The organism is Planococcus wigleyi, assembly GCF_014836985.1.
GTDB classification, from domain to species: domain Bacteria; phylum Bacillota; class Bacilli; order Bacillales_A; family Planococcaceae; genus Planococcus; species Planococcus notacanthi.
The window spans coordinates 225,348-249,903 of record NZ_JACSPU010000005.1; the positions used below are offsets into that span (position 1 = coordinate 225,348).

At 44.1% G+C, this 24,556-nt stretch carries 22 protein-coding genes; 7 read left to right on the forward strand and 15 right to left on the reverse strand.

Annotated features, from left to right (window positions below):
• Position 1: 1 nt before the first annotated feature.
• Positions 2–1,414 (reverse strand): sodium:solute symporter family protein, encoded by a 1,413-nt coding sequence (locus H9630_RS14840; protein ID WP_191716276.1) that lies wholly within the window; start codon positions 1,412–1,414, stop codon positions 2–4.
• Between the two features lie 105 nt (positions 1,415–1,519).
• On the opposite strand from H9630_RS14840, the gene H9630_RS14845 reads away from it, so the two are divergent.
• A complete protein-coding gene (locus tag H9630_RS14845) occupies positions 1,520–2,224 on the forward strand; it encodes an IclR family transcriptional regulator (protein ID WP_191716278.1) in 705 nt (234 codons plus the stop codon).
• 123 nt (positions 2,225–2,347) lie between these two features.
• On the opposite strand, the gene nadX is transcribed toward H9630_RS14845, so the two are convergent.
• On the reverse strand, positions 2,348–3,127 hold the full coding sequence (nadX, locus tag H9630_RS14850; protein WP_191716279.1) for an aspartate dehydrogenase: 780 nt from the start codon (positions 3,125–3,127) through the stop codon (positions 2,348–2,350).
• Positions 3,128–3,433: 306 nt separating this feature from the next.
• Positions 3,434–3,982, reverse strand: coding sequence for a flavodoxin family protein (locus H9630_RS14855; protein WP_191716280.1), 549 nt, complete (start codon positions 3,980–3,982; stop codon positions 3,434–3,436).
• A 397-nt stretch (positions 3,983–4,379) separates the two neighbouring features.
• Between H9630_RS14855 and H9630_RS14860 the strand changes: the two genes are divergently transcribed.
• Positions 4,380–5,255 (forward strand): YitT family protein, encoded by an 876-nt coding sequence (locus tag H9630_RS14860; RefSeq protein ID WP_191716281.1) that lies wholly within the window; start codon positions 4,380–4,382, stop codon positions 5,253–5,255.
• Between the two features lie 72 nt (positions 5,256–5,327).
• Here H9630_RS14860 and H9630_RS14865 read toward each other — a convergent pair whose 3' ends face one another.
• Both H9630_RS14865 and H9630_RS14870 read right to left on the reverse strand, forming a co-directional pair.
• Entirely contained in the window at positions 5,328–6,140 is an 813-nt protein-coding gene (locus H9630_RS14865) for a TspO/MBR family protein (protein WP_191716282.1), read from the reverse strand.
• 378 nt (positions 6,141–6,518) lie between these two features.
• Positions 6,519–7,028, reverse strand: a complete 510-nt coding sequence (locus tag H9630_RS14870; protein ID WP_191716283.1) for a YfiT family bacillithiol transferase — start codon at positions 7,026–7,028, stop codon at positions 6,519–6,521.
• 361 nt (positions 7,029–7,389) lie between these two features.
• Here H9630_RS14870 and H9630_RS14875 point away from each other — a divergent pair, with 361 nt between their 5' ends.
• Complete coding sequence (locus H9630_RS14875; protein WP_191716284.1) at positions 7,390–8,211, forward strand: CPBP family intramembrane glutamic endopeptidase; 822 nt, start codon at positions 7,390–7,392, stop codon at positions 8,209–8,211.
• A 161-nt stretch (positions 8,212–8,372) separates the two neighbouring features.
• On the opposite strand, the gene H9630_RS14880 is transcribed toward H9630_RS14875, so the two are convergent.
• From H9630_RS14880 to H9630_RS14900, 5 genes are all read right to left on the reverse strand, one after another.
• Positions 8,373–9,371 (reverse strand): GNAT family N-acetyltransferase, encoded by a 999-nt coding sequence (locus H9630_RS14880; protein WP_191716285.1) that lies wholly within the window; start codon positions 9,369–9,371, stop codon positions 8,373–8,375.
• A 431-nt stretch (positions 9,372–9,802) separates the two neighbouring features.
• Complete coding sequence (locus H9630_RS14885; protein WP_191716286.1) at positions 9,803–11,035, reverse strand: DUF1572 domain-containing protein; 1,233 nt, start codon at positions 11,033–11,035, stop codon at positions 9,803–9,805.
• Between the two features lie 218 nt (positions 11,036–11,253).
• Positions 11,254–11,976, reverse strand: coding sequence for a hypothetical protein (locus tag H9630_RS14890; protein WP_191716287.1), 723 nt, complete (start codon positions 11,974–11,976; stop codon positions 11,254–11,256).
• Between the two features lie 562 nt (positions 11,977–12,538).
• A complete protein-coding gene (locus H9630_RS14895) occupies positions 12,539–12,841 on the reverse strand; it encodes a hypothetical protein (RefSeq protein WP_394120475.1) in 303 nt (100 codons plus the stop codon).
• A gap of 261 nt (positions 12,842–13,102) precedes the next feature.
• The gene (locus H9630_RS14900; RefSeq protein WP_191716289.1) at positions 13,103–13,699 is read right to left on the reverse strand and encodes a hypothetical protein; all 597 of its coding nucleotides are present in this window, start codon (positions 13,697–13,699) and stop codon (positions 13,103–13,105) included.
• Positions 13,700–14,217: 518 nt separating this feature from the next.
• Between H9630_RS14900 and H9630_RS14905 the strand changes: the two genes are divergently transcribed.
• Genes H9630_RS14905 through H9630_RS14915 form a run of 3 tightly spaced genes read left to right on the forward strand, consistent with a single transcriptional unit; the run spans position 14,218 to position 16,746 of the window.
• On the forward strand, positions 14,218–15,225 hold the full coding sequence (locus tag H9630_RS14905; RefSeq protein WP_191716465.1) for a thiamine pyrophosphate-dependent dehydrogenase E1 component subunit alpha: 1,008 nt from the start codon (positions 14,218–14,220) through the stop codon (positions 15,223–15,225).
• Between the two features lie 23 nt (positions 15,226–15,248).
• Positions 15,249–16,271, forward strand: a complete 1,023-nt coding sequence (locus H9630_RS14910) for an alpha-ketoacid dehydrogenase subunit beta (RefSeq protein WP_191716290.1) — start codon at positions 15,249–15,251, stop codon at positions 16,269–16,271.
• A 19-nt stretch (positions 16,272–16,290) separates the two neighbouring features.
• Positions 16,291–16,746 carry a biotin/lipoyl-containing protein gene (locus H9630_RS14915; RefSeq protein WP_191716291.1) on the forward strand — a complete coding sequence of 152 codons (456 nt, stop codon included), beginning with the start codon at positions 16,291–16,293 and terminating at the stop codon, positions 16,744–16,746.
• Positions 16,747–16,852: 106 nt separating this feature from the next.
• Here H9630_RS14915 and H9630_RS14920 read toward each other — a convergent pair whose 3' ends face one another.
• From H9630_RS14920 to H9630_RS14940, 5 genes are all read right to left on the reverse strand, one after another.
• The gene (locus H9630_RS14920) at positions 16,853–17,521 is read right to left on the reverse strand and encodes a type 1 glutamine amidotransferase domain-containing protein (protein ID WP_191716292.1); all 669 of its coding nucleotides are present in this window, start codon (positions 17,519–17,521) and stop codon (positions 16,853–16,855) included.
• Between the two features lie 110 nt (positions 17,522–17,631).
• Complete coding sequence (locus H9630_RS14925) at positions 17,632–19,902, reverse strand: excinuclease ABC subunit UvrA (RefSeq protein WP_191716293.1); 2,271 nt, start codon at positions 19,900–19,902, stop codon at positions 17,632–17,634.
• Between the two features lie 192 nt (positions 19,903–20,094).
• On the reverse strand, positions 20,095–20,805 hold the full coding sequence (locus tag H9630_RS14930) for an ABC transporter permease (protein ID WP_191716294.1): 711 nt from the start codon (positions 20,803–20,805) through the stop codon (positions 20,095–20,097).
• Entirely contained in the window at positions 20,802–21,647 is an 846-nt protein-coding gene (locus H9630_RS14935; RefSeq protein WP_191716295.1) for an ABC transporter ATP-binding protein, read from the reverse strand. Before H9630_RS14935 ends, H9630_RS14930 begins: the two co-directional genes overlap by 4 nt.
• A gap of 139 nt (positions 21,648–21,786) precedes the next feature.
• Positions 21,787–22,722 carry a LytTR family transcriptional regulator DNA-binding domain-containing protein gene (locus H9630_RS14940; protein ID WP_191716296.1) on the reverse strand — a complete coding sequence of 312 codons (936 nt, stop codon included), beginning with the start codon at positions 22,720–22,722 and terminating at the stop codon, positions 21,787–21,789.
• Positions 22,723–23,519: 797 nt separating this feature from the next.
• On the opposite strand from H9630_RS14940, the gene H9630_RS14945 reads away from it, so the two are divergent.
• Complete coding sequence (locus tag H9630_RS14945; protein WP_404825538.1) at positions 23,520–24,473, forward strand: DNA/RNA non-specific endonuclease; 954 nt, start codon at positions 23,520–23,522, stop codon at positions 24,471–24,473.
• Positions 24,474–24,556: the final 83 nt, after the last annotated feature.

A 24,556-nucleotide genomic window follows, 5' to 3' on the forward strand; every position in this document is an offset into this window, starting at 1 on the left:
TTTAATTCTCCTTCACTTTCGTGGATGTGTTCGCGACCGATAAAACGATATACGATGCGATTAACCCCACCATTGATGCAATCAAGCCATACAGGACATACAAGTCTGAACCAAGGAAATGGGCAATTCCAGAACCTGCTATTCCCATGACAATACTGGCGATTCCGGCACGATGATCCAAGACGTTCTTATCTCTCAGGATAAACCCTCCCAGAATGGGAACGAGCAATGCCGATACCGAATAGGCGAATGACGCGACGATCCAACTGAGTGCCTGGGGATAAAAGTTTGCCAGCGAAACAGCCAATGCCAAGACAACTACTGATACGATTCGTGATACCGAAACCAGTTTCTTTTCTTCCACTTTTGGATTAACGTAATTTGTGTAAATGTCTTTCGTGATAGTCACAACGACTGATTGGACCGCACTGCTCAACGTAGACATGATTGTGGCCACGATGAATACAGCAAACATAATCAAAAACCAACTTGGTGTCTGTGTCAAAAACCAACCAGTCGCATTTTCAGGGTTATCCAAAGAAGGATTAAGAGAACGTACAGTCAAACCAATTGTAGACGACCAAAATGTTGCAAGCGCAAACAATAGAGCGGTTACACCAATGGAAATGGTCGCGTTTCTTGAGTTATCTGCAGAGAATATACGCTGGTATAATTGCTGATTGGTCAAATTTCCTGGCATGACTCCAAATACCCAAAACAGCACTGTCCCCATTCCCACACCGACAAGCCCGCTAGGAAAATCCGAAATCTCGTTTGGTGTATTTGTCATGATGGTTTGGAACCCGCCGCCCATATCCATCGCCATGAAGAAAGCAACGATAGCTCCGACAGCCATCGCACAACCGAAGATAAAATCTGTCCAAGCCACTGAAGTCATTCCAGCAGGCAAGACAAATGCCAAACTGATGACCGCAAAAATCGTTACCATCAGTGAAGCATCCACCCCAGTAATGGTCGAGAAGATCTTTCCGAAACCGACGAGCTGTGTAATCATCCACCCGAACGGAACAATCAAGGTACTCAAAATCGTCAAGACAGATAAAACCGGATGGTTTCCATAAATTGTTTTGATGATATCCGGCATTGTTTCAAACTCACTATTTCGAAGCCATTTCGCCATAAACAGGAACGGAATAAAACCAATCATGGTCAATAATCCATACGTTAACGTCGACCAACCGCTCGAATAGGCCGTTCCCACCAGACCAACAATTACAGCGCCTCCCATGACCGTCGCAAACTGAGTGCCGATTTGAACATAAAGCGGAAGTGAACGGCCTCCTACGTACCAATTTTCAATCCCTTGTTTTTTTCGTCCCAAAAAATAAGAAAAAAGAACAATCCCAAACAACACAATGCCGATAGTCAGAAACAAAACTACATTTGTACTCATAAATTAACCCCTTTGTGCTTTGATTTATTATGTGGAATCGTATATTATAAAGAATATTAAGACAAATAAAATGTCTCGAATTATGGGACTATTAGGAGTGGGTAGATGAGCTTTCAAATTTTGCAGCTTTTCCATACAAACAGTTCGCCACTTCATATCGATAAGATTTTGGCTGAAACGAATATCCCCAGAAGTTCCTTATACCGCCAAATCAAAGGACTGCTTCAAGCAGGACTTCTGGAAACAGTAGGAAAGGGCCTTTATGCACCAGGTTGGCTGGTCGATGAAATTTCACGCGTAAAAGAAGATTCCTTCTCCTCGCTAATTGAGGCAGCATTGCCGATCATGCAGGAACTCAGTGACGATTTAGGCGAATCCATCAACCTGACCGCAGTCAAAGGTTCTAAAGTAGTCGTGTTGGCACATTTGGAAAGCAAGCACAACCTAAGATACTCCTACGAAGAAGGGCAAATTCTCGATATTTTCAGAGGAGCTTCTTCCAAAATCCTGCTGGCCTATTTAGCTGAAGAACACCAGCAATTCCTCATCAACTCCGCCTCTTCCCCATCAGATAAAGAAACGATGGAGCGGGAATTGGCTGAAATCAGAAAGAATGGATACTCGCTGACTAATTCCGAAGTCGACGAGAGCGCCATCGGCATCTCTGCCCCAATTCTTCGGGGAGGTAAATATATACTTGGTGGCCTATCTATTGCGGGACCGGATTTCCGGATAAACGAAGACAAAATAGAAGAGTATATCCATCGTTTGAAAGAAGCGGCTGCAGACATTTCTTTGATGATGGAATAACAAAAGACGTTTCCTGCAAAGCCAATTATGGCTATGCTGGAAACGTCTTTTGCTATGAATTCAATGAATGGCAAAGTAAGACGATCCGTAGGAAATCTGCCTTCACTGCCCATCTGCTTATCTTCAGTTCCCAATCTTCAACGCGGAATCTTTATTCTGCAGAACGGCCAGAATGCTCAATGCCGCGAGAAGACTCGTTTTCGGATTGCTAGGCATCGGGTTGTTTTCGACTTGCAGCTGCATCTTCCCGAATTCACCTTCCGCTTCGATGGTGTGGGTGTTTTGTTCAATGGACGGGTCGACGACGATGCGCACTTTTGTCTTGTCGACACCAATTCCAGCAATCGCAAGCACCAGTGCCACATTGACGTTCTTCGGAAATTTCCCGACGGCTTCGTATGCAGAACCTTCGAATATCACTTTTTCTACATCTGCTTCCATGCCAAGCGAGGCGGGTGATTTTCTGGTTGTGATTCGGACCCGCTCCAAGCCACCAGACGCTTTCGCCGATTGCAGGACGTCCAGCCCACCGATGGCACCGGACGGCAGATAGATATACGTACCCGAAGACTCCGCCAGACTTTTCAATTCTTCAAAAAAAGCAGCTTCTTTAAACACCCCGATGCTGCTGACAACGAGGTCTTTCTTTTGAGCCACCACGTCTTTCAAGTAGAGGCTGGCCGCTTCCACAGTAGCTGCTTCCACTACGATATCAAGCGGCAATTTCAAGAATGCTTGAAGATCTGTATAGAAATCGACTTGAAACTGTTCACTCAACCGATGGCCTGCTTCTTCGTTGCGCCCGAAAACTGCGGTTATTCTTCCGTTCGCCAGCCCGTTATGGTTCACTTGTTCCAATAAATACGTAGCAATATTGCCGGTTCCGATGATTCCAATATCCATGATTGGCCCTCCTTACGTAAATGGGCGAAAACTTTCTGCCTCACCCTTCTCGCTGCTCCATAAAACTGTGCATACTTCCCTATACCCTTAAACAGTGAAATGCCATCTTTATTGATTTAAAGATGGCATTTTTCTTATATTCTATTCTATTCTTACCGTAACCGAATTCCTTCATTCACAGAAAGCGTTTTTTCATTTTCACCTATAACTTTGCGGTCAATCTCCATTATCTATCTGCTTCTCTCTATAGCCAAAAAAGACTGTATACCCACTCGATTAAACGACGCGGGTCTACAGTCTGTTGCTTTACAGGAGCACCTTTTCTTTTTGGGTATGCAAGGCCATTTCAATAAAAAATTGAATTTCTTCATTAAATTGCTGCAGATGCTGCTTTTCAACGCGGAAGTTGGTGGCGTACTTGATCTTATTACGCTGCTCTTCCGGAAGCAGGTTGTTGATCCACAGTTCAGCAACTGCTATTGGTTTTTGCGGCGTCAGAGCGGATAGTTCGGCTGCTATTTTTTCACGCTGTCCAGCTGCACCACTGCATAAGGTGATAAAGGAATAATCCGTTAACTTGTCTTTTTCCATTTGGAAGAATGTCCGCATCGGTGCGGCAACTTTTCCTGCCCACACAGGTGCCAAGAGAATAATCGGTCCATAGTCGCTGACATCAAAATCCAACGGAACCAAGCGCGAATTGCGCTTCACCATGAAATCCATAAGGATGGCCAAATCTTTCCGTTTCTTTTTCTCTTTGATTTCATACATGTCACAGCCGATTCTGTCGCGCAGTTCGATTGCCAATTTTTCATTATTTCCTGAGTGGGAATAATAGACGATCAACGGTTTCATGGAAGAACCTCCTAAGTATTTAGCATTGAGGAACCATGGCTGGCTGGCGGTTGGGTTTCTTTCGAAAATTTGGCTTTAAGGTTTTTGGGCAGAGTGCATTTATTCCTAATAAAACCGGTAATCTCTTATAAAATTCAAAGTCATAATAGTACAATTCCAAGACTCTGTCAATCTAACGCCTTCACAATACAAACCAATTAAATACGAAGGCAAAAACCATATTCGATCGGCATCGTTCAGAATTTCCCCTTCCCTATTGAGCGAAGATTCGTCGAGATTTTATCTATACCAGATTGCATTTTTTTAAATTCATCCTACTAAAATAGCAATAAAAGGATTATATTTAATAGTTAGAGTGAAAAACTACCATCATGAAACGATAGGAAAGAGGATTAAAATGACTGCACCAGACACGAAACGAAAAGCGAACAAAGCGAAAGTGATATTACGGGCCTTGCCCATCATCATCGGTGCGTTCATCACCGCATACGGCCTTGAAGCTGTCTTGATTCCGAACAATGTCTCAGACGGCGGAATCACAGGCCTCAGTATCGTCGGCTCCCAATTATTCGGCTTGCCGCTTGGCTTGCTGATTGCTGTACTGAACATCCCATTCGTCTATTTAGGTTATAAGCAAATTGGAAAAAGCTTTGCCATCTACTCCATCATCGGCATCGCTTCCCTTGCTTACGCAACAACCATTATGCACCACATCCCGACCATCATTGAAGGAGACACTTTATTGGTTACGGTGATCGGCGGGATCATCATCGGTTTCGGCATGGGCCTTGCACTCCGCAACGGCGGGGCGCTCGACGGCATCGATATGCTGGCCGTGCTGCTTTCACGCAAATTGCCATTCGGGACAAGTGACATGATCTTGTTCCTGAATATCTTTGTCTTTATTGTCGTCTCCTTTGTGTTCGGCCTGCAAGGCGCGTTCCTTTCAGGAATCGCCTATTTCATTGCTTCTAAAGTGATTCATCTGGTTGAAGAAGGTTTCAGCGGATCCAAGACGTATAAAATCATTTCGCAAGAACCGGAATTGCTTGTCCAGACTATCTACGACCGGCTTGGACGCAATGCCACTTATAGTTTCGTAAAAGGTGCCTACACGAACGAACAGTATAAAGAAGTTACGTGCATCATCAACCGGCTGGAAGACAGCAAAATGAAAGAAATCATTTTTGAAATTGACAAGAACGCATTCGTTGCAGTTTACGATGTAGCCGAAGTTCGAGGCGGAAGTTTCAGGAAACGGGATATTCATTAATTGGACAGAAAGAAAAAGCAGACACAAAACTCCTGAAAAGAGCTTTTGTGTCTGCTTTTATTTTTAAAGACTTTATTGATCCGAATGTCTCAAGAAGAGAGAGTTTCCGTTCTTAATGAATCTCCAGATTGCCGCAATCAGGAAAATCACGATGCCGGCAATCAAAAAGCCTTGGATGGCCGCCGCTAATTCCGGATTGACCCGACCGCTCGCATACGAACCATAAATTCCGAAAAACGCCCATGCTAAAGGCAGTGGATAGGCCGCATTTTTATACTTCGTCAAATAAATGAGGACAAATGCGACAGCAACCGCCAAGATGATCAGCGTCCAAACCGAATAAGAAATGCCGAAACCGTTCCATTCCAGCTGAACCAAAAGCAACGAGACATTGACGACGGTCGCGATGGTCACCCATGCACAGTAGAACGTGAAACTTAGTCCTGCAAGCGTCGATGGAACTTCAAAGCGATGCGTATAGATTTTCCCGATGATAACAAGCAAAGAGAACAACATGCCGATGATCAGAACCGTGGAAATGCCCAATCGCTCATAGGAAAACGCAATGATCCAGCCCATGTTGCACAGCGAAAGCAAGACAAACCATGGCGTGATCAACAAGACCAGCTTGATGACTTTTGCATCTTTCCGTTTAATAAACATATAGACCAACGTAATCAGCACCAGACTATAGATGACGCCCCAAATCGAAAACGTAAAAGGCGCTGGTGAGATCAGCGTCAAGTATTGGTCGGAGATATCTCCTTGGCTCTGGCCATTGAAAAATCCGGAAGAACCGAGGTAATTAACGCCAAGCGTCAAAAAATATAAAACCAAATTCACTATGGTGAAGATCGTGGTTTTTTTCACCGTACTTTCATTCATCTTAACGCATCCTTTCAGTCGTTTTTTCTATTGTTCCATGAAGATCGCTATACACAGCCGAATCCAGTCAATCTGAAACATTCCTTATACAAGCCTTCTACATTCTCTCTTCCCTAATTAGTTAATCCGTAAAACTGATCTCTGCAAAAGAAACGAAAATGTGTACGAGCATTCTTTTTCAGAACCTTGAATGTTATCACATGAATAAAAAAACACACCTGATAGTGTACTGCCTCAGGTGTGGAAAGTTAAGAATATGAATTTTCGTTTGCGTAAGCATTCGATTAGAGTTGTTTAGCGGCTTTCAGCTCTTGTGCGGAATCACGTAAATGCCCATTCCTTGTTAAGCCTTAATGTCGATTGAAATAAAGGAAGAACTCATTTTCCCAAAGCGATCTTGATATGCTCAAAATGATGCTCTTCATGCCAGCAGAGTTTCGCCAGTTTGGTAGCGACACTGATTTCACCGTTCGTTTCGTGGGTAAAGACACGGTCCAATTGCTTTTCATCCAGTTGCTGCCCAAGTGCCACAATCCGTTCGTTCAGCCCTTCCAGGATGCGGATCGAGCTTTCCACCGGCAATTCATTGTCCGGAAGTTCCGCCCACTTTTCCTGATTGAAAGCGGGAACCGTTGGATTGTCATCCGTCAAAGCCAGTCTCAGGCGCTGGTACATATTGAGTTGGGAATCTGCAATATGATGCACAAGCTGACGAACTGTCCAGCTGCCCTCCCGATACTTTTTGCCCAATTGCTCTTCACTCAAAGAATCGACCACTTCCCGCAACCGCACGGTATAATTTCCGATTTTCCCGAGCCATTCCTCGATATGCTCAGCTTTCACGTTTTCAGGAACTTCTAATTTTCCAATAGGGAATTTTACATCCATTCTTCCAACCTCTTTTCCTTATTCGTATTTGCGGACTATCGCATTCACGCTCAATATACCAATGGAACCTAATTTTGTAAACCAACAGTCCAGATACGAAAACCGCCAATCTATCCTTTTGTTGTTTGGGCTTACGAGATCAAGCAAAACAAATTTAAGGTTCTTCTACTACAGAACTTTTTTATCGCCCATTTAGAGTCGGATAAATATTTTTAAAGTCTAAAGCCATGCTATTATTAAAATAAATTAAAGTTATTAATTTGACTTAATGATATTTTTCTCTCAAAAGCACATTGCGAAATCATTTATATTTTTCATGGTATCTATCGATTGCAACCTGAAACGAAAGGCGGCGTTGACGATGTTCGAGGAAAAAAGATCCCGATTTGTACACGGCTGGATGGCGGGTGCATTCATTGTGGCGATTTTCATCATACTGCAGGCTACACAAAACGTGCTCCTTATCAGTGTCGCACTTCAATTGATTTTCTATATCGTTTTGCCTGTGTCATTTCTTAGCTATCATTTTAAAAACCGGGGCGTCAAACTGCGCCAACTGGTTTTCTTCCACAACATCCTCCAGTGGGTATTGCCGATTTTTGGCCTTACCGCGCTGGTATTGGCATTTTCCATGAGTGTCTACTGGCTGCAGTTAAGAGCACTCCTGCCCATCGCTCCCGCTACGGTCAATTTCGCGCTGACGCCGCAGCCGTTCCCTGATGCTTTGTGGTACTTAATCGCGACCAGCTTCATCTTGTCGATCATCGCACCGATCGCAGAAGAGTTCGTATTTCGGGGACTGATTTTAAGCCGATTGATGGCAGCATTAGGCTTTTGGAGCGGTCTCGGTTTGTCGAGTATGATTTTCGCCCTTTTCCACGTCAACTTCTTCGGCGCATTCCTATTCGCGGTGGTCGCTTCGCTCCTCTACTTAAAGACCGGCAATCTGCTCGTGCCGATTTTGCTCCATATCGCTAACAACCTGATCGCCGTCTATCAAAGCTTCATGAATCCATTTTTCCCGCAATGGCTCATGGTATCGAATATCAATGATTTGTATTCGAAGAGCACACCGAATCTTGTTGTGTTGATCGTGAGTTTGGCAGTACTGCTAGTAATCATCGCGCGGCTGGCACGGGGATTGGAAAACCGGATCAAAGAAACCATCGTTCTATGGAAATAAAATAGCGATGAAGTATAACGTGCCATCCTCTTTTCAGCACCAATCCTTTAAATAATCCGAGCACATCATAAAAAATGCCGCACCGAGGAAAATGGATTCCTTCAGTGCGGCAGTGTATTTATTCCAGACAAGCCTGTGGCATCAAAACGCTTAAGCTTGCGTCATCCTCGGTAAAGCGGAAAGTAGTTGGGATTTTCAACGTCGCCTCTGCTCAATTGATAATCCGACAGGAGCTTATAGATCGTTTCATTGCGGATTTTCTTGCCAGTCAGGATGTCGAGTGGCTCGGTTTTCGTAAACCCTCGCTTGAAGCGGTACAGTTCTTCTCCGGTAGAGCCGCCGAGATGTACGTGCTTCATGCCATGCTCAACTCCCCAGCGGCACCCTTCGTTCAGCACCAGGCTATTGCCCGCGACATGGAAAAAATCAGGGTCATTCGCTGTCAGATGGTAATGCAGTAAATCCCCATGATGCGCATACAAAGAACCCGAAATATAATTCCCGTTGTATTTCGCATAGACGATGAATTGTTTTCCTTCCAGCAAAGAGAACGATTCGGCCAGCAGCTCTTTTGAGAAACGGTAATGATCCGGAATGTCGTTGCGCTTCGCCATGATTTCATAAAGCCGATGAAACTCGCCGACGGTGGAACCCGTGTAATCATACTCGATTTCCACATTGTTTTTTAAGGCTCGGCGAACTTGCCCACGCGTTTTGGAAGTGAATTCGTCCATAAAATAATCATCCACAGTCAAGTCAATACACGTTGATATTCCTCGGTTGTCGAGGCTGTAGATGTTCTCGAAGTCTTCAGTATTCTTCACCCATGTATTGAAGCGGACGTATTCAGAAACAATGTTGTGGTCATTGCAGTATTCCTGGAATGCTGCATCGAATGACGCCGCGAGTTCAGCTCTTCTGCCATCAGCACACCGGATAGTCACCGGCCCACATGGTCCAAAAGGGGTGATGGTATCGTAGTACCTGACGCCTCCTACATCAATTGGAATCGGCCGCACCACAAACTGATAAGACACCTGTCCATAATCCGTTGCGAAATCAAAAACTTCATGTTCGCCCTTTTCCTGTCTCGCATAAATTTTTCCCCATTCCGGCAAGAAAAAGATATCAGGCATTAACGATTTCGACACAAGTGTCATTTCATCTTCCCCTCCTTTTTTAAACACAACTAAATCTCGAGATCAAAGAAATGGGCAATCCCCAGTGGCTTGGCCTTTCTAATAAATGAGGGGTGCTTTCAGCCAGTAAACCATTCATATTTCCTGAAAGCCACCTCCCTTTCTTCGTGTCAAAATATAAAACAGTGCTGCATTTTTTAATTTGATAATACCATATTCGCATATAAATTATCTAAGTTTTCCATCATATCAAAAAACTTTTTTCAATGATATTTTTATAGATAAGATGTTGGCAAAAACTTTAATTTTTCAGCTGACGAAGGGGAATTATTTCGGGGTGTTGGACAGAGTCAAAAGCTAAGATAAACAGTAAAACCCGCAACGTAAAAGAGGGGCTTTTACGTTGCGGGTTCTCTTAGTATTGCATCTTTTCTGGATCGGGTTTCCGATTTTCACTTTGGAATATACGCATATACCTTGCCTCCATCGGCCGTCTCCACTAATATTTCTGAAGGGACTTCTTGAGCCATGTCTTTTTGCTGATCGATTCTTGCCGGCACAAGTTCTTTTAAGCTTCCCAAATCCCGGTATTTCAAAGCTTTTATGCCTAAGTTGATCTTTACTTTGTAATTTTCTTCAATACTTCTGACTTTGTCTTCAATGTTATTGATAATTGAATGGTTCTCGACTATCAAGTCAGACAAGGTTTGTGATTTCACATTGACTTCCCCGTAATTCCGTATGGTGCTGAGATAGGTCTCGTAACATTCTTCGATAAACTTTATATTTAATCGAACCAGCTCTTGCTTCTTTTCAAACTGTTCAATGAGGGTTTCATACTCTTTTTTTACCGGGGCTTCACCCCATTTGCGAATGTTTTCATATTCCTTTAACCCTTCAATCTGATTGCCAATCGCTTTAAGGTCTTTCATTAAAACTTTCAAATCTTGGAGAGTGTCTGCGTAAAACCCTTCTATTTTATGGTCTTCCACTCCGCCAAGGGTAATCCCGTTTCTCCGAAAACGTTCGATGACTTCTTTAAAATAACCAAATCTCGATTCGATTTTTCCGGCAAAATCATTATCTCTATTTTGAACAAGAGCATCTAATTTCCTTTCAATGCTTTTCAGCGAACTTTGGATCTCCGCCAATTGTTGTTGTCCGACAACAGCTGCCAACAAACCGTAACTCGCATGTGCCACCAATCCTGGATTGATTTTCCTTACCAATACCCCTTGCTTATATATCCCTTTCACACCTTCTTTGTTTACTGCTGGAAGATAGCCTTTGCCATTGGCCTTTTCAATCAGCGTCATGCTTTTATCCTTCAAGCCTTTTACAACTTCAGGGCTGAATTCCACTTTATACGTTTTATAATCTTCGATGATCATTGATCCAGCAGCAAGGGTTTGTTGGATATCCATCTTTAACACTGATGGAATTTCAATTTTTTTGTATTTGGATTTTACGCTTTCTTCATTTTGAACTTCTGTAACTTGGGGCAGGAAGGGTTCATTTGCATCTTCTTCCACATCCGGTTTGTCATTGTCGATTGGCGCGCCACTTTCTTGGGGCGATATTTGGTCACCCTCTGGAACGATCCTGTTTTTTCTGCGGAAATAAATAACAATAACCATTACCAATAAAATGGCTAAGGCAGCTGATAATAGAAAGATGTTTTCCATATCTTATCCCTCATTTCTTTTAAGCTTTTTAAAGACAGCTATATTGAAACACCAAGTTTTTTAAAGAGCTTTCCAGTTTCCTGAAAAGCTCTTTTTGCAGTGTTCTATAGTATTTACCTACCAATATCGCTAAGTTTACCAGATTTCAGCGAAACGTGGTGGTATGTCATAAGCTGGTTTTCTCCCGCTCCATTTCCATTAAGCTAAGAAAGTGTGAGTTATTCCCGATCACGGTACCTGTAGAGAGATTCATAAGATTGGACTCGGCGATCCGTTTCAAAGGAAGAGCGGCTCCAGATGCTCGCTTCATCAAATGATTCCTCCGTTTCGACCAACTTTAATTCGCCTGCTTCCAGCGTCATGATATCCGAATCGATTACCTTCAATTCATTTTGTTCGGAATCAAGTGCTCGAATCCGCACTTGGACTTCTTTTTGTGTACTTAAGTTGTTTTTAAGAAAGAATGCGTTTTGGTAGGATTGGGAATGGCAATTCGATGTATTCGTCCGCATGCATTTTCTTTCAGAGCTCATAAACAACACTGTGATTTCCTCATCGCCTTGTTGTTGTTCGGACAATGCTAGAGCATTTTCAATTTTGTTGATATACGATGCCTTCTCCGCCAACGGATACACCCACATGGTGAAAAACAAAATAACAGCACAGAATACTGCCATGAAACGCCTGACTGCCTTAGGATTGTGGACTGATTTAGGTGCACCTTTAAACAGACGGCTGGTGATCAGATTGACGATGACAATCACCAGCAGGAATGCGGCACAAAGAATGAGTGCAACTATGCTTTCAGATCCATTCTGAAAAAAAGAAAGCTGATAGGCATTGGAGAAATAATAATTTAAACCGACGCTGATCAGGACCACTGCAAAGAGAGCGGCCAGAGATATTTTCCAATGTGTTTTATTCTTTTTGCCGTTTTTCAAATCCATGCTCGTCCAGAAAAACCATGCGCATGGAAGAATAAAGAGGAAGATAACAAGTGAAACGGTACCCATTTAATCATGCCTTTCGTGAAGAGTAAGTAGAAACGTTAAAAAGCCATTGAACCAAGTAAAGCCAGTTAAAGGCGCAGATTTGTTTTTGCCTTATCGCTTTAATTATACGGAAGCTATGCTGAAAAAGATTCAACTATTTAACGGGAGACTATATGAGAGATTTTTTCTTTAAGTAATTTCTCTATATTTTTGCTCAATGAAAAAACCGTATCCCGAAACCTTTAAGGCTCCGAAATACGGTTTTATTGACTTGAAATTCTAGTGAGTAAATAGAAAGAGCATCGAAATAAGAAAATAATTTAATGGAGTTGTTTGTTCTTTTTTGATGAAGCAGCATAAGCGCCTAAAAAGATAACCAACAATGCTGGAATGACTGCAACCATGAAATTACCTCCTTGTTTCATTAGACTTGTTGATTCTAATACGCAAGTGAGACCTAAAAGTTTCAGCAACCCGGACTATGCTAAAGAGGCTATAGCAAAAGCAGCAATCATGAACGGCTCTCTTCTTTACTGTAAAATTCGTATGCAAAATAGCCGACCAGCATGCCAATTCCTGACCCTAATACAATGGCGTTGCCCAACGAAATGCTGAAAATGATCCCAACAACTACACCGAGTGCGCTACCGAAAATCATACCGAGGGGAATCAAACTGTCCAACATCGTTTGAGCTTCTGCTGGTTCTTTCTTGCCGAGCGTGCCCCGCTTTTGTTTGATTTTAAGCCGGGTGATTACAAATATAGCAATCGCTCCTACAAACACAATAGGCAAGACTATGAGGATAATTTCCATCAACGACTCCATTTGAAGACTCCCTTCCGAAGCGTGTGAACTCTAGCGTAACAAAAGAGACTAAAATATCAATCCTCATCCTTCTTTTTCTCACCGATTGAGGTTTCTTAAAAATAAACAATGATTCATTCTAGTACGTCTAAAGGGGGGATTTTGAGTTTAGCGCTTCAAAACAGAATATGCTCCGAATCAATAGTCTTCTTTTATACTTTTGAAGATTGGCCACGTCTTTTCACTTTCCTTCGCAAGCTTACAAATTCATCATTCAAACAATAACACTCCGGATTCGAATATGGATAAAAACTCATCTGCTTCTACGACGCTGGCATGAGACGCTTCGACTTCGGCACGGGCTAAATCCCAAGATATATCACCATCTTCGACCTTGTGTGCTGCTCCGTATTGGACTTCATCCGCTGCTCTTAAGCGATTGTTGACGGCATCCAACATACTGCCGCGATATGCATTTAGCGTTTGAACTTCTTCAATCGTTCCTTTAAACTCTAAGCTACCGAGGGCCAAGCGAACCTCTCCGTATTCTGCCTCGAATTCCTCCAACTCTTCCATCAAAACATCTGCTTTATCCGCACTTAGGTCTGAAACGTACGGTTCAAAATGATCTTGCCAACTTTGATTGAACTGTTCCCGGATACGTTCGATTTCGGGTTTGGTATGTTTTTCGTAATGGTCCCAGTCGCTTTGTGGTTCCAAATCAACCTCTTCTCCTGAGCCTTCCTCACTGATGGGATCTGAATTGGATATTCCGAGGGCATCTTGACATCCATTGACGAATAGGACAGTGACAATCAGCGGTGTCGATAGACTTAACAACCTTCTACCAGTCAATAGAAACGACATGTTAAACCCCTTCTTTCGATTTATACTATGTATCGGGGATTCGTTTATTGAATAGGTGCCTATTGGTTGTTTTTTTAGTTTTATTATAGTGCTTCTAATAGCATGTATCAATAATAGTTAAATCAGACTGTAGAAAAAGTCTAATCCAGATGAATTCCGGTTGGAAGCGTTTGGTTTCAAAAAAGGGAAGACAAGCTAGGCAACAATATAAAAATAACTTGACCGATAATCACATCATTCAAGGATCCGGAGCGCAAGGCGGCGAAGGGCAAAGATATGCTCCTGCATCGCTTCGCTAGCTTCGGCGCAATCCCGCGGAAAGCGTCCGCCTGGAGCGCAGGATCCAGTATAAATTCCGTGAAATGGATACATATTTAGGATGGCTAATTTAAATAAACTGAATATTTACATAAATTAAAGAAAAGATGTTACTATAAAGATGTTTAGACACATTTAAATGTGCCGCCTGCCATTGGATGCAACTTGTTAATCATTCGAAAGGAGGAAAAGGAGTGACTATGTTTGAAGAAAAACAGCCCGCAGTATCCATGGAAAAAATGGTATGGATGTACGAACAGATGGTGAAAATTCGTTACTACGAAGACCAGATGGCAGAAGTGTATATGGAAGGCAAAACACCAGTATTCAATATTGGAGCTGGGACGGTACCAGGTGAAATGCATCTGGCCACTGGACAAGAACCGGCCGCAGTCGGAATCTGTGTACATTTGACAAAAGACGACACGGTGACGGCTCCCCATCGCCCCCATCATCACGCTATTGCCAAAGGCGTCGATTTAAAGAAAATGACGGCTGAAATTTTCGGAAAGGAAACCGGTCTGGGCAAAGGGAAAGGCGGACATATGCATCTTTTTGATCCTGAAGTGAAATTTTCTTGCGGCGGAATCGTCGGTGCCGGTATTCCACACGCAGTTGGCGCTGCGATGACCAGCAAAATGAAAGGAAAAGATTGGGTAGCTGTCGCTTTCATCGGTGAAGGTGCAGCGAATGCCGGAGCTTTCCACGAATCACTGAACTTGGCAGCCGTGTGGAATTTACCGCTTATTGTAGTAGTTGAAGACAACTCATACGGCATTTCAGTACCGAAAAAATCATCTACATCCGTAGAATCAAATGACTTACGGGCGTCTGCTTACGGAATTGCAGGTGCTTACGTAAAAGACAATGATCCAATCGCCATGTACAAAGTGGCTGAGGAAGCGGTCTCAAGAGCACGCAATGGCCAAGGACCGACCATCATCGAAATCGAAACCTACCGTTTCCTCGGCCACTTCCAGGGAGATCCAGAATTATACCGTGATCAAACTGAAGTGCCGGGGCTTCGCCAAATGGATCCGCTCCTCAAGCTGAGAAAGATGCTGGCTGAATCCGAGAGCATCAATGAAACCGATCTGGAAACAATGGAAAAGCGCGCCAAACAAGAAGTCGATGAAGCATACCAGTTTGCAAGAGACAGCAGCTACCCTGATCCCGAATCCGCATTGAAAGATGTGTTCAGTTCATAAACTAGGAAAGGAGCCGATCAATTGTGGAAACAGCAAAAAAAAGAGTACTCACCGGCAACAAAGCTATGGCGGAAGCAATTTCGCAGGAAATGGAGCGCGATCCAAATGTCTTTGTATTAGGTGAAGATATCGGAAAGTATGGAGGTATATTTGGTTCGACACAAGGGTTGATTGAAAAATTTGGACCTGAGCGGGTGCTGGATACTCCTATTTCCGAAACCGCCTTTATCGGAGCTGCCATTGGCGCCGCCGCAGAAGGCATGCGGCCGATTGCAGAATTGATGTTTGTCGATTTTTTTGGCGTATGCATGGATCAAATCTATAACCATATGGCAAAAATCCCTTATATGTCGGGCGGCAATGTTAAACTGCCGATGGTGCTTATGACTGCAGTCGGCGGAGGCTACCGGGATGCTGGACAACATTCGCAAACCCTTTATGCAACATTCGCCCATATGCCAGGGATGAAAGTCGTCGCACCGTCTAATCCATATGATTTAAAAGGCATGATGGTGTCAGCGATCCGAGACGACAATCCGGTTGTTTTCATGTTCCATAAATCACTCCAAGGACTGGGCTGGATGGAGCAGTTAGACGCAGCCGTAGACAATGTTCCTGAGGACTCCTATACTGTTCCGTTGAATAAAGCAAAAGTCGTCCGGGAAGGAAAAGACGTAACGATTGTCGGCATTCAAATGATGACCCATTACGCAGTCGAAGCTGCAGAACGCCTCGCCCAAGAAGGAATCGAAGCTGAAGTCATTGACTTAAGGTCACTGGCACCCATTGATAAAGACACCATCATTGAGTCCGTCAAGAAAACACATCGTCTTCTCATCGTCGATGAAGATTACCTGTCCTATGGTATGACCGCAGAAGTTTCAGCAATTATAGCTGAAGAAGCATTTTTTGAAATGGAAGCGCCGATCAGCCGGCTGGCCATTCCCGATGTACCGATTCCGTATAGCGGCGTTCTGGAAGACTTCGTGATTCCGGGACCGAATAAAATCTATGAGCAAGTAAAAAAAATGATGGCTGAAGCCTAGTGACTCTGGAGGTGCTGGAATGATTGAAATCCGATTGCCGCAGTTGGCGGAGGATGTGAATGAAAGCCTGATGGTTCTCTGGTTTGTGTCAGTTGGCGATTTCGTGGAAAAAGGACAGCCATTGGTGGAAATCCAGACCGAAAAAGCTGTTTCCGAAATCACAGCCGAAAGCAGCGGAACCATCCAGGAAATCGCGGTAAAACGAGGAGACTCCGCAAAAGTTGGCGATGTGCTGGCAACCATTGATCCTGACGGGGTTTCTGGAAAAGGAGCAACCGCCCAAGATGAAAAGCCGGCACGGGAAACCAAAGTCGAAACGAGTTCTACTAGCCAGGCATCCAATAATTTCGTACGGGTATCGCCGAGGCTCCGTAGGCTTGCAAAAGATCTGGGTGTCAATCTGGAGACTGTAAAAGGGTCTGGACCCCAGGGCAATATCACGGAAGAAGATATCCGGGATGAATCAGGGCTTTAAAGTTGCATAACAAATGCTATTTCAAAAAAAATGCCGAACTTCGCGCTGTTTCTGCGCAAAGTTCGGCATTTCTGGTGTTGATGAGAAGTTCCATCACCCGGATTTCCTATTTAGTTCTTTTATCGAAAGCTTTCACCAATTCCTCAGCCAGTGCTTCAGAAGAAAACGGGTCACGGCCGGTCACCAATTGATCATTGCCCCAGACCACTTTTTGCTCAGCGGAATAGTTAGCCACTTTGCTCATTTCACCTTCCAAGCTGAATGGCAGGATTGCCGGAAGGCCTTCCGGTTCAACCGCTTCCGGATACCCGGTTACGTCCAAGCCGGAAATGATGCTCTTGCCATCGGGACGTGTTGTCCAAAGCAATGGAGCGGGTCCGTGGCAAACCGCTGAAACAATGTTTCCGTTGTCGTAAACGGCATTGATGATTTTATGCAAGGTTTCATCTTTAGCCAGGTCATACATCGCTCCATGGCCTCCGACGATAAATATTGCGTCGTATTCTTCCGGATTGATTTCCGAAAGTTTTTTTGTGTCATCTGCTAATCCCGATTCATAAATTTTTTTGTATTTGCCGTCTGGATCATAATCTTCACTGATGCTCGCTTGGTCAAGTGTCGGTTTCCCACCTTTTGGTGAAGCCAGGTCGACTTGATGTCCTGCGTTCTGAAATACTTCCATCGGCGCAAATAATTCTTCGGCCCACCAGCCGGTTTCGTAATTATTTTCTGTATCCGTATGTCCACTTGATAGAACTGCTAACACTTTAGCCATTTTTAATTTCCTCCTCAAGTTTATAAATCATCCTAATACTAGGCTTTCCCGAATGTTTTTCGCTTCAAACAAACTGACAATTCTTGCATTTTTCTCAGCTAGTGAAAAAACTACTCTCCCATACCTTCTCTCAGCCACTTCGCCGTCACAGTTTCGGCCTTGAGCATGTCTCCCGGTGTTCCTTCAAACAGGACTTCTCCGCCATTTTTTCCTCCGCCTGGCCCCATTTCGATGACCCAGTCGCTCGCAGCGATTAAGTTTAAATTGTGTTCAATAATGATGACGGAATTCCCCTTGTTGACGAGCCTTTGGAAAACGTCCAATAGTTTTTCATTGTCTTTAGTGTGCAAGCCTAAAGATGGTTCATCCAACAGATAGATTTGTCCTTCTTTTTTCAGGTGGCTGGCCAGTTTGAGTCGCTGCACTTCTCCACCGCTCAACGAACTGGTCGTCTGCCCGAGTGTCAGGTACCCCAATCCGACATCTTTTAATGTATCTACTTTCTTGACGATTTTCGGCATATCTAAATACTGATTGGTTTCATCGATTGTCAGTTCCAGAATTTCCACAATATTTTTTCCGTTGTATCGATAAGACAGGGCTTCATCTGAATACCGCGTACCTTTACATGCTTCACATGTTACAGTAACGGGATCTGCAAAAGCCACGTCCGGTGTAGTGACGCCTTTGCCTTCACAGACAGGGCAAGCCCCCGCTGAATTAAAGCTGAACAATCCCACCGGCTGTCCTGTTTCTTTTGACAGAATCGATCGAATGTCATCCATAATCCCCATGTAGGTCGCGAGTGTCGAACGGCTGGACGTTCCGATGCTGCCTTGGCTCACCAAGATGGTTTCCGGATACTTCTCTGCAAACGCGCCAAACAGCAACGAACTCTTGCCGGAACCTGAAACACCGCAGACCGAGATCAGGACATTCTTTGGAATTTCCACGCTTACATCTTTTAAGTTGTTGGCTGAAGCATTCTTTATGGAGAAGCTGTTTTCTGCTCTTCTCGGATTTTGATTGATTGTCAATTTATGGTCTAAATTCGTGATGGCTGAAGCTTTTTTCAAGCCTTCCAGTTCGCCTTGGTACACCACATCCCCGCCGCTCACTCCCGCACCGGCGCCCATTTCGATGATTTCATCTGCAGTTTTGATGACGGCTAAATTGTGCTCGATGACCACTACGGTATTGTAGTTGTCCCGTAAACTTTTCAGCATCTTCGTCAGCATTTCGATTTCTTCCGGATGAAGCCCTGCACTGGGTTCATCGAAAATATAAGTGATGTTATTTAAACTGCTTCCTAAATGGCGGGCAATTTTCACGCGCTGTGCCTCTCCACCGGAAAGTGTGCCCATTTTTCGTTTCAGACTCAAATAACCCAAGCCCAAGTCCACCAATTGTCTGACGTTAGGCAATACTTGCTGGGCAATTGATTTTCCGACGGGATCTTGGATTTTCGCCAGTTCCTCCAGCAAATCCGTCAGTTCCAAATGGTCATAATGGGCGATATTCAACCCGTTGATTTTGCATTCCAGCACTTTTGGATTCAATCCTGAACCTTCGCACGTTGGACACGCTGTGTGCGTGGTCATTGCCAAGACATCTTCCTGAGACGTTATTTTCAATTTCGTGAGGTCCCGGTTAATGTACAGGCGAATAAACCGGGGAAGGATGCCGTCCCATTCGATGTCTCTATTGCCTACTTTGTAATAATAAGTGCTGAATGCCCGCTCGCCTTCCGGCGGTCCGTAGACTAAAAGATTGTATTTTTCTTCCGAGAAATCTTTGATGGGGAGATCAGGATCGAACAACCCGCCATCCACCATCCATCTGCCTTGCCAGCCAGGCGGCGCCAACGGCTTGAATCTCACTGCGGAATCCCTGAGCGACTTCGTGTGATCGATGAGTTTGGTGATATCCGGCGCAACGATTTCTCCGTATCCGCTGCATTCCGGACATTTTCCAAAAGAACTGTCACTGGAAAACTCCGTTGCTGAACCAATCGATGGGCTGCCGATCCGTGAAAACAGCAGCCGAATCAACGGATCAATGTCCATGTACGTGCCAACCGTTGAACGCACATTGCCTCTTACCGGTTTCTGTTCCACGACAACGACCGGGCTCAAATGCTGCATCAAATCGGCATGCGGCCTTTCGTACCTCGGCATCTGGTGTCTGACATACAACGGGTAGTTCAAAGTCATTTGCCTTCTGCTCTCGGTTGCCAAAGTATCAAAGACGACGGAACTTTTCCCTGAACCCGACAGACCGGTAAAGACATTGATTTTCTCTTTCGGGATATTTAAATCAATGTTTTTTAAGTTATTTTCTTGTAGCCCTCTTAAAATGATTTCGTCTCTTTTTTCTGTCACACTAACATTCTCCTTTTTCAATCAAATCCAGGAATTACCCTACTACTAAAAGCTTTCCCTATTTTGGATGGGTTCACACAACTGTCTCTCTGGTTATGAGGAAGGCGAATATAAAAAACACACCCGCAACAAGAAGGTTGCGGGTGTGAGACTATAAAAGAAAAAACTCAGATAGTGGCTCTCTTCATTTCTTTAACGATCCATCAAACGTTTTTTATACAGGACAAACGAAATCACAGTCAACACAATCGCCCATATGGAAATAATAACCAAATTCATGATCAGTTCATTGGTCGTCGCTCCGATTTCCAAAGCATTCAGCAATTCACTCAATTGGCTGCTCGGTAAATAGCGCAGGACTTTCACAAACGGGTAATCTTCTTCAAATACCAAAGCGAATGGCCCCATGGTAAAGATGATCAATACCGGGAAAATCGAAAGGGACGCTTCAATCAAAGTTTTTGAATACAAACCGCAAATGGTCCCGACTGCCGTATAAAGCAGAATGGAAATGCCTATCGCCGCCACTAGCACCATCATATTCGATGTATCGTAACCGAAGATGTACGTCGAAAGCGCCAGCACGGCCGCGGAAATGATGAATACAAGTGCGCTTTTCCCAATCAGCACATCCAGCATAGAAGCCGGTGTCATCATCAGCGAACGCAGCGTGTTGCGTTCTTTCTCCTCAGCAATCAAACAAGCCTGGACAAAACTGGTGAGCATCGCCAACGAAAAGTTTATGACAAACGCATACATAGTGGCTTGTTCAGCACCATCTGAACGGTACATAAAGGCGAAAAGCAATGGGAATAAGATCATGACTGAAATTGCGTAGTTTCTGGAAAACTCTTTATAATCTTTGACTATTATGGCTTGGATCCGTTTCAATGACACGTTCATACCAATTCACTCCCTGTCAGTTTAATGAAAATATCGCCTAAACTTAGCTCATTTGTATAGATGCGATCAATTTGGCCTTGGCTCATCCAGTTGGCAACCTGGGTTGCCGAATTTTCGTTCATCGGCAACCGCTCGCTCTGGCCAGACGTCAATTCCACTGTCAGCGTGCCGTCGCGATGGGTCTTTTTAAGTTCAGCGGGCGCACCGATTGCGCGGATTTCGCCTTTATGCAAAATCGCTACCCGTTCACACAGCGTTTCCGCTTCGGTCATGTCATGTGTCGTCAAAAAGATGGTTGTGCCGTTTTCATTCAAATAGCGCAGCCCTTTATGGATATGTGCGGTATTCACCGGATCCAACGCAGACGTTGGTTCATCCAAAAACAGCATTTCCGGTTCATGGATGATGGCACATGCCAAGGTGACCCGTTGGCGCATCCCTTTTGACAGGACACTGATCCGCTTCTTGCGGTCGGCAGTCAAATTGACGAAATTGAGTACTTTATGAATGGATGATTTCGGCAAGTCGTACAAGCCACGAAACAGTTCCAGGTTTTCCTCAATCGTTAGCCGTTCATATAATCCACTGTTATCGGTCAAAATGCCGAAGCGTCTTTTTTGATCGGTTTTTTGCATCAGTTTGGCTGGCTTATCCAGCACGGTTGCACTTCCACTTGTCGGATCCAGTTGTGCAGTCAAAATTTTCAGCAAGGTCGTTTTGCCGGAACCACTCGGCCCCAGGAAACCAAAAATCTCTCCTTTCGGAATATCAAATGAGACATCTTTTAATGCCGGTTTGCCAGCGAATGATTTTTGAATGTTTTGGACGGAAATTGTGTTCATGTGTTCCACTCCCTTTCGTTGATAGCATAAGCATATAAAGAAAAAGAGAAGAACACCTCTAAATCAGGCTAAAATGTACCCTATTCTGGCTGAACTGTACCCCGAAAGCGCCGGTTTGACCAATTATTTCCTGGGAAATTTAAATGTTCAGAAGCTTTTTCAACTCCACTAATTTAGTCCGTGACAGCGGCACGACCGAATCCTGGCCAGTTGTCAGGCGCAGGCTATAGCTGTTTTTCGTCCACGTTATTAATTCCCGTACTTTTTGCAGATTGACGATATACGAGCGATGGCAACGGAAAAAGCCGTAATGCTGAAGACGCTCTTCCAATTCGGCCAAAGTCAGTGCGCAACTATAGGTTTCGCCTCCGACATGTACCACAGCCATACTATTGATGCTTTCAATGTAATCAATTTCCGGCGGATTGAACAGGATAACTTTGTCGTTCTTTTTTGTCGGGATCTTTTGAACCTTGAATTCCGCTTCCTCAATCTCTTCCTGCACTGGCGGCTCACTGTCTGCATCAGCAAAATCCAGCTGATGCAGTCCGGCGTTATCCAAACGAAAAATTTCATCGCAGCTGATAAGCGCATCTTCCAGATTGGACGTGAGGATAATGATTCGTTTTTCTGCTGAAAGCTCCTGCAGCAATCGTGCAAAGACGAGCCTCTCTTGTTCTTCGAGCTGGAAATACGGTTCCTCCAATACAATGGTTTGCTGATGTGCGTAATAAATGCGAAGCAGTGACAAATAGATTTGTTTCGACGAAGGTAAATGGCTGATTTTCATCTTCCTCAGATCCTCTAGCTGAAACAGGCGTAGCATCGTGCCAACTGGTTTGTCATGTCCACTGATGTTTTTCATAAAACGCAGCAGCTCTTCCACCGTAAGGCGCTTGTACTCTCCCTGCTCCACAAGTGACACGTACGTATCCGGCTGCTCAGCCAATTCAGCCAGCAGGATTTTCTTGCGCTGAACATTCGTCTGGATGCCGATGACTTTCTGCTTTTGAAGCCCGACTTCTATGGATGGAATTATTTTTTGACCATTTACAACCACTGCTTGAATTTTCATAGCTGCCTCCGCATGTAAAAAAGATATAGATTCTACCATTTATTGTATCGCTAAATAGGTCGAGTAGAACAGCCCATTTCAATTCAAAACATGCACCCAGTTTAATTAAGGGCTGGATGCATGTTTGAATGTTTCAGTATTTATGACTTCTTCTCTGATTCATCCCAAATATAAATCCCTTCATTCCAAAATCTCCACACGATCCCTTCTAACAGTAATTACAAACCGACGTCACCTACTTCTCCTAAACTAAAACTATTCAGTTACGTTAGTGTAATTTGTCTGTCGCCATAATTTTAAAATACAGAAACCTGCTCAGAGCATCAGATTTTATTAAAACAAATACACGAAAAAATACTTGGAACTAAATATTTCCAGACAGAAAATTATCATTCCCTAGTATTTACCTTCTGAATCGTGTTATATTCATCTTTGGAAAATAGCAATATAGATCTAGAACGAGACAAATCAGGGGGACATATTAAATGGATGTGGTATTTGTTTTATTGATGTTGGTTGCCTTATTAGCTTTCGCTGCGAGCATTGTTTTATTGCTCGTCAGTGCTTTGTTCAAAAAAGGGTTAACTGTTAAGCAGGCTGGTCTTGCGGCTGCTCTTTCATTCGCAGTAATAATTGGTTCTGGCGTTGGAGTCGCCTTTACAGCAGACGAAGTCGATACTGCGGCTGGCGTCGAAAGTGAACAAATGGAAGCGCAGAAAGAAAAAGAAGCTGAAGAACAACGCATCGCCCTGGAAGAAGCCGAGATCCAGGCTGCAGAAGAAAAAGAAGAAGCACGCCTGGCAGCTGAAAAAGAAGCCGAAGAAAAAGCGGCGGCTGAGGAGCTGGCGAAAGAGAAAGAAGCGCAGGAACTGGCAGCGAAGAAAGAAGCTGAAGAAAAAGCAGCGGCCGAGAAACTTGTGAAAGAGAAAGAAGCACAGGAACTGGCAGCGAAAAAGAAAAAAGCTGAAGAAGAAGCCCAGCAAAAAAAGGAACTGTTCGCAGGATATAAACTGATTGATGTGGATGGCGGCGATGTGTCTGGATACCGTGAAGCCAACATCGTCGTTGACATTGGATACGGAGACCGCGAATATTGGGCCTTTACGAATGAACACGGGCAGCTAGAACGTGTCGTTGCTGCGGAAATCGTTGTACAGGATGACAGCAGCGAACCTGTCTTATCGTCCGGCAGATATTATTCGGATGAGGCAAAGGTTCCGGGCGTCGAAAGCGACATCTTGGATGAAGGGCATGTCATTGCCGATTCTCTTGGAGGAGTATCGAATGCCTACAATATTACCCCGCAAGAAAGTACACTTAACCGGCACGGGGATCAAGCTTATATGGAAGACAGCATCCGTGACGCAGGCGGAGCAACGAATTTTGAAGCCGTCATCACCTATCCGGATACTGAAACGCAGATTCCTTCCAGTTATCAATACAGCTATACGATCAAAGGGAACCAAGTCGTCGATGCCTTTGACAACGCGAACCCGGATGAAATAAACGCCTCTCTCGGTTTAACCGACAGTGAGCCTGATGCTTCATTCAGTGCGGCCACAAACAGTGAACCTGTCGAGTCAGCCGCTGCAGACACAGGCGGAGACGTATCCAGCGTTGATACAAACGGCAATGGGCAGGTGACGATCAAAGAAGCAAAAGCAGCCGGTTTCAGCATGCCCATCATGAGTGATCATTGGTTATATCCATACATGCGGGACAATGATCACGATGGAATGGTCGGAGAGTAAGTTTGTATGAGAACAATGACGAAGCCAAAATTTTCACAGGGCACCAATAGATTTATTTCCTTAACGGGCTGAATACTGGTTTT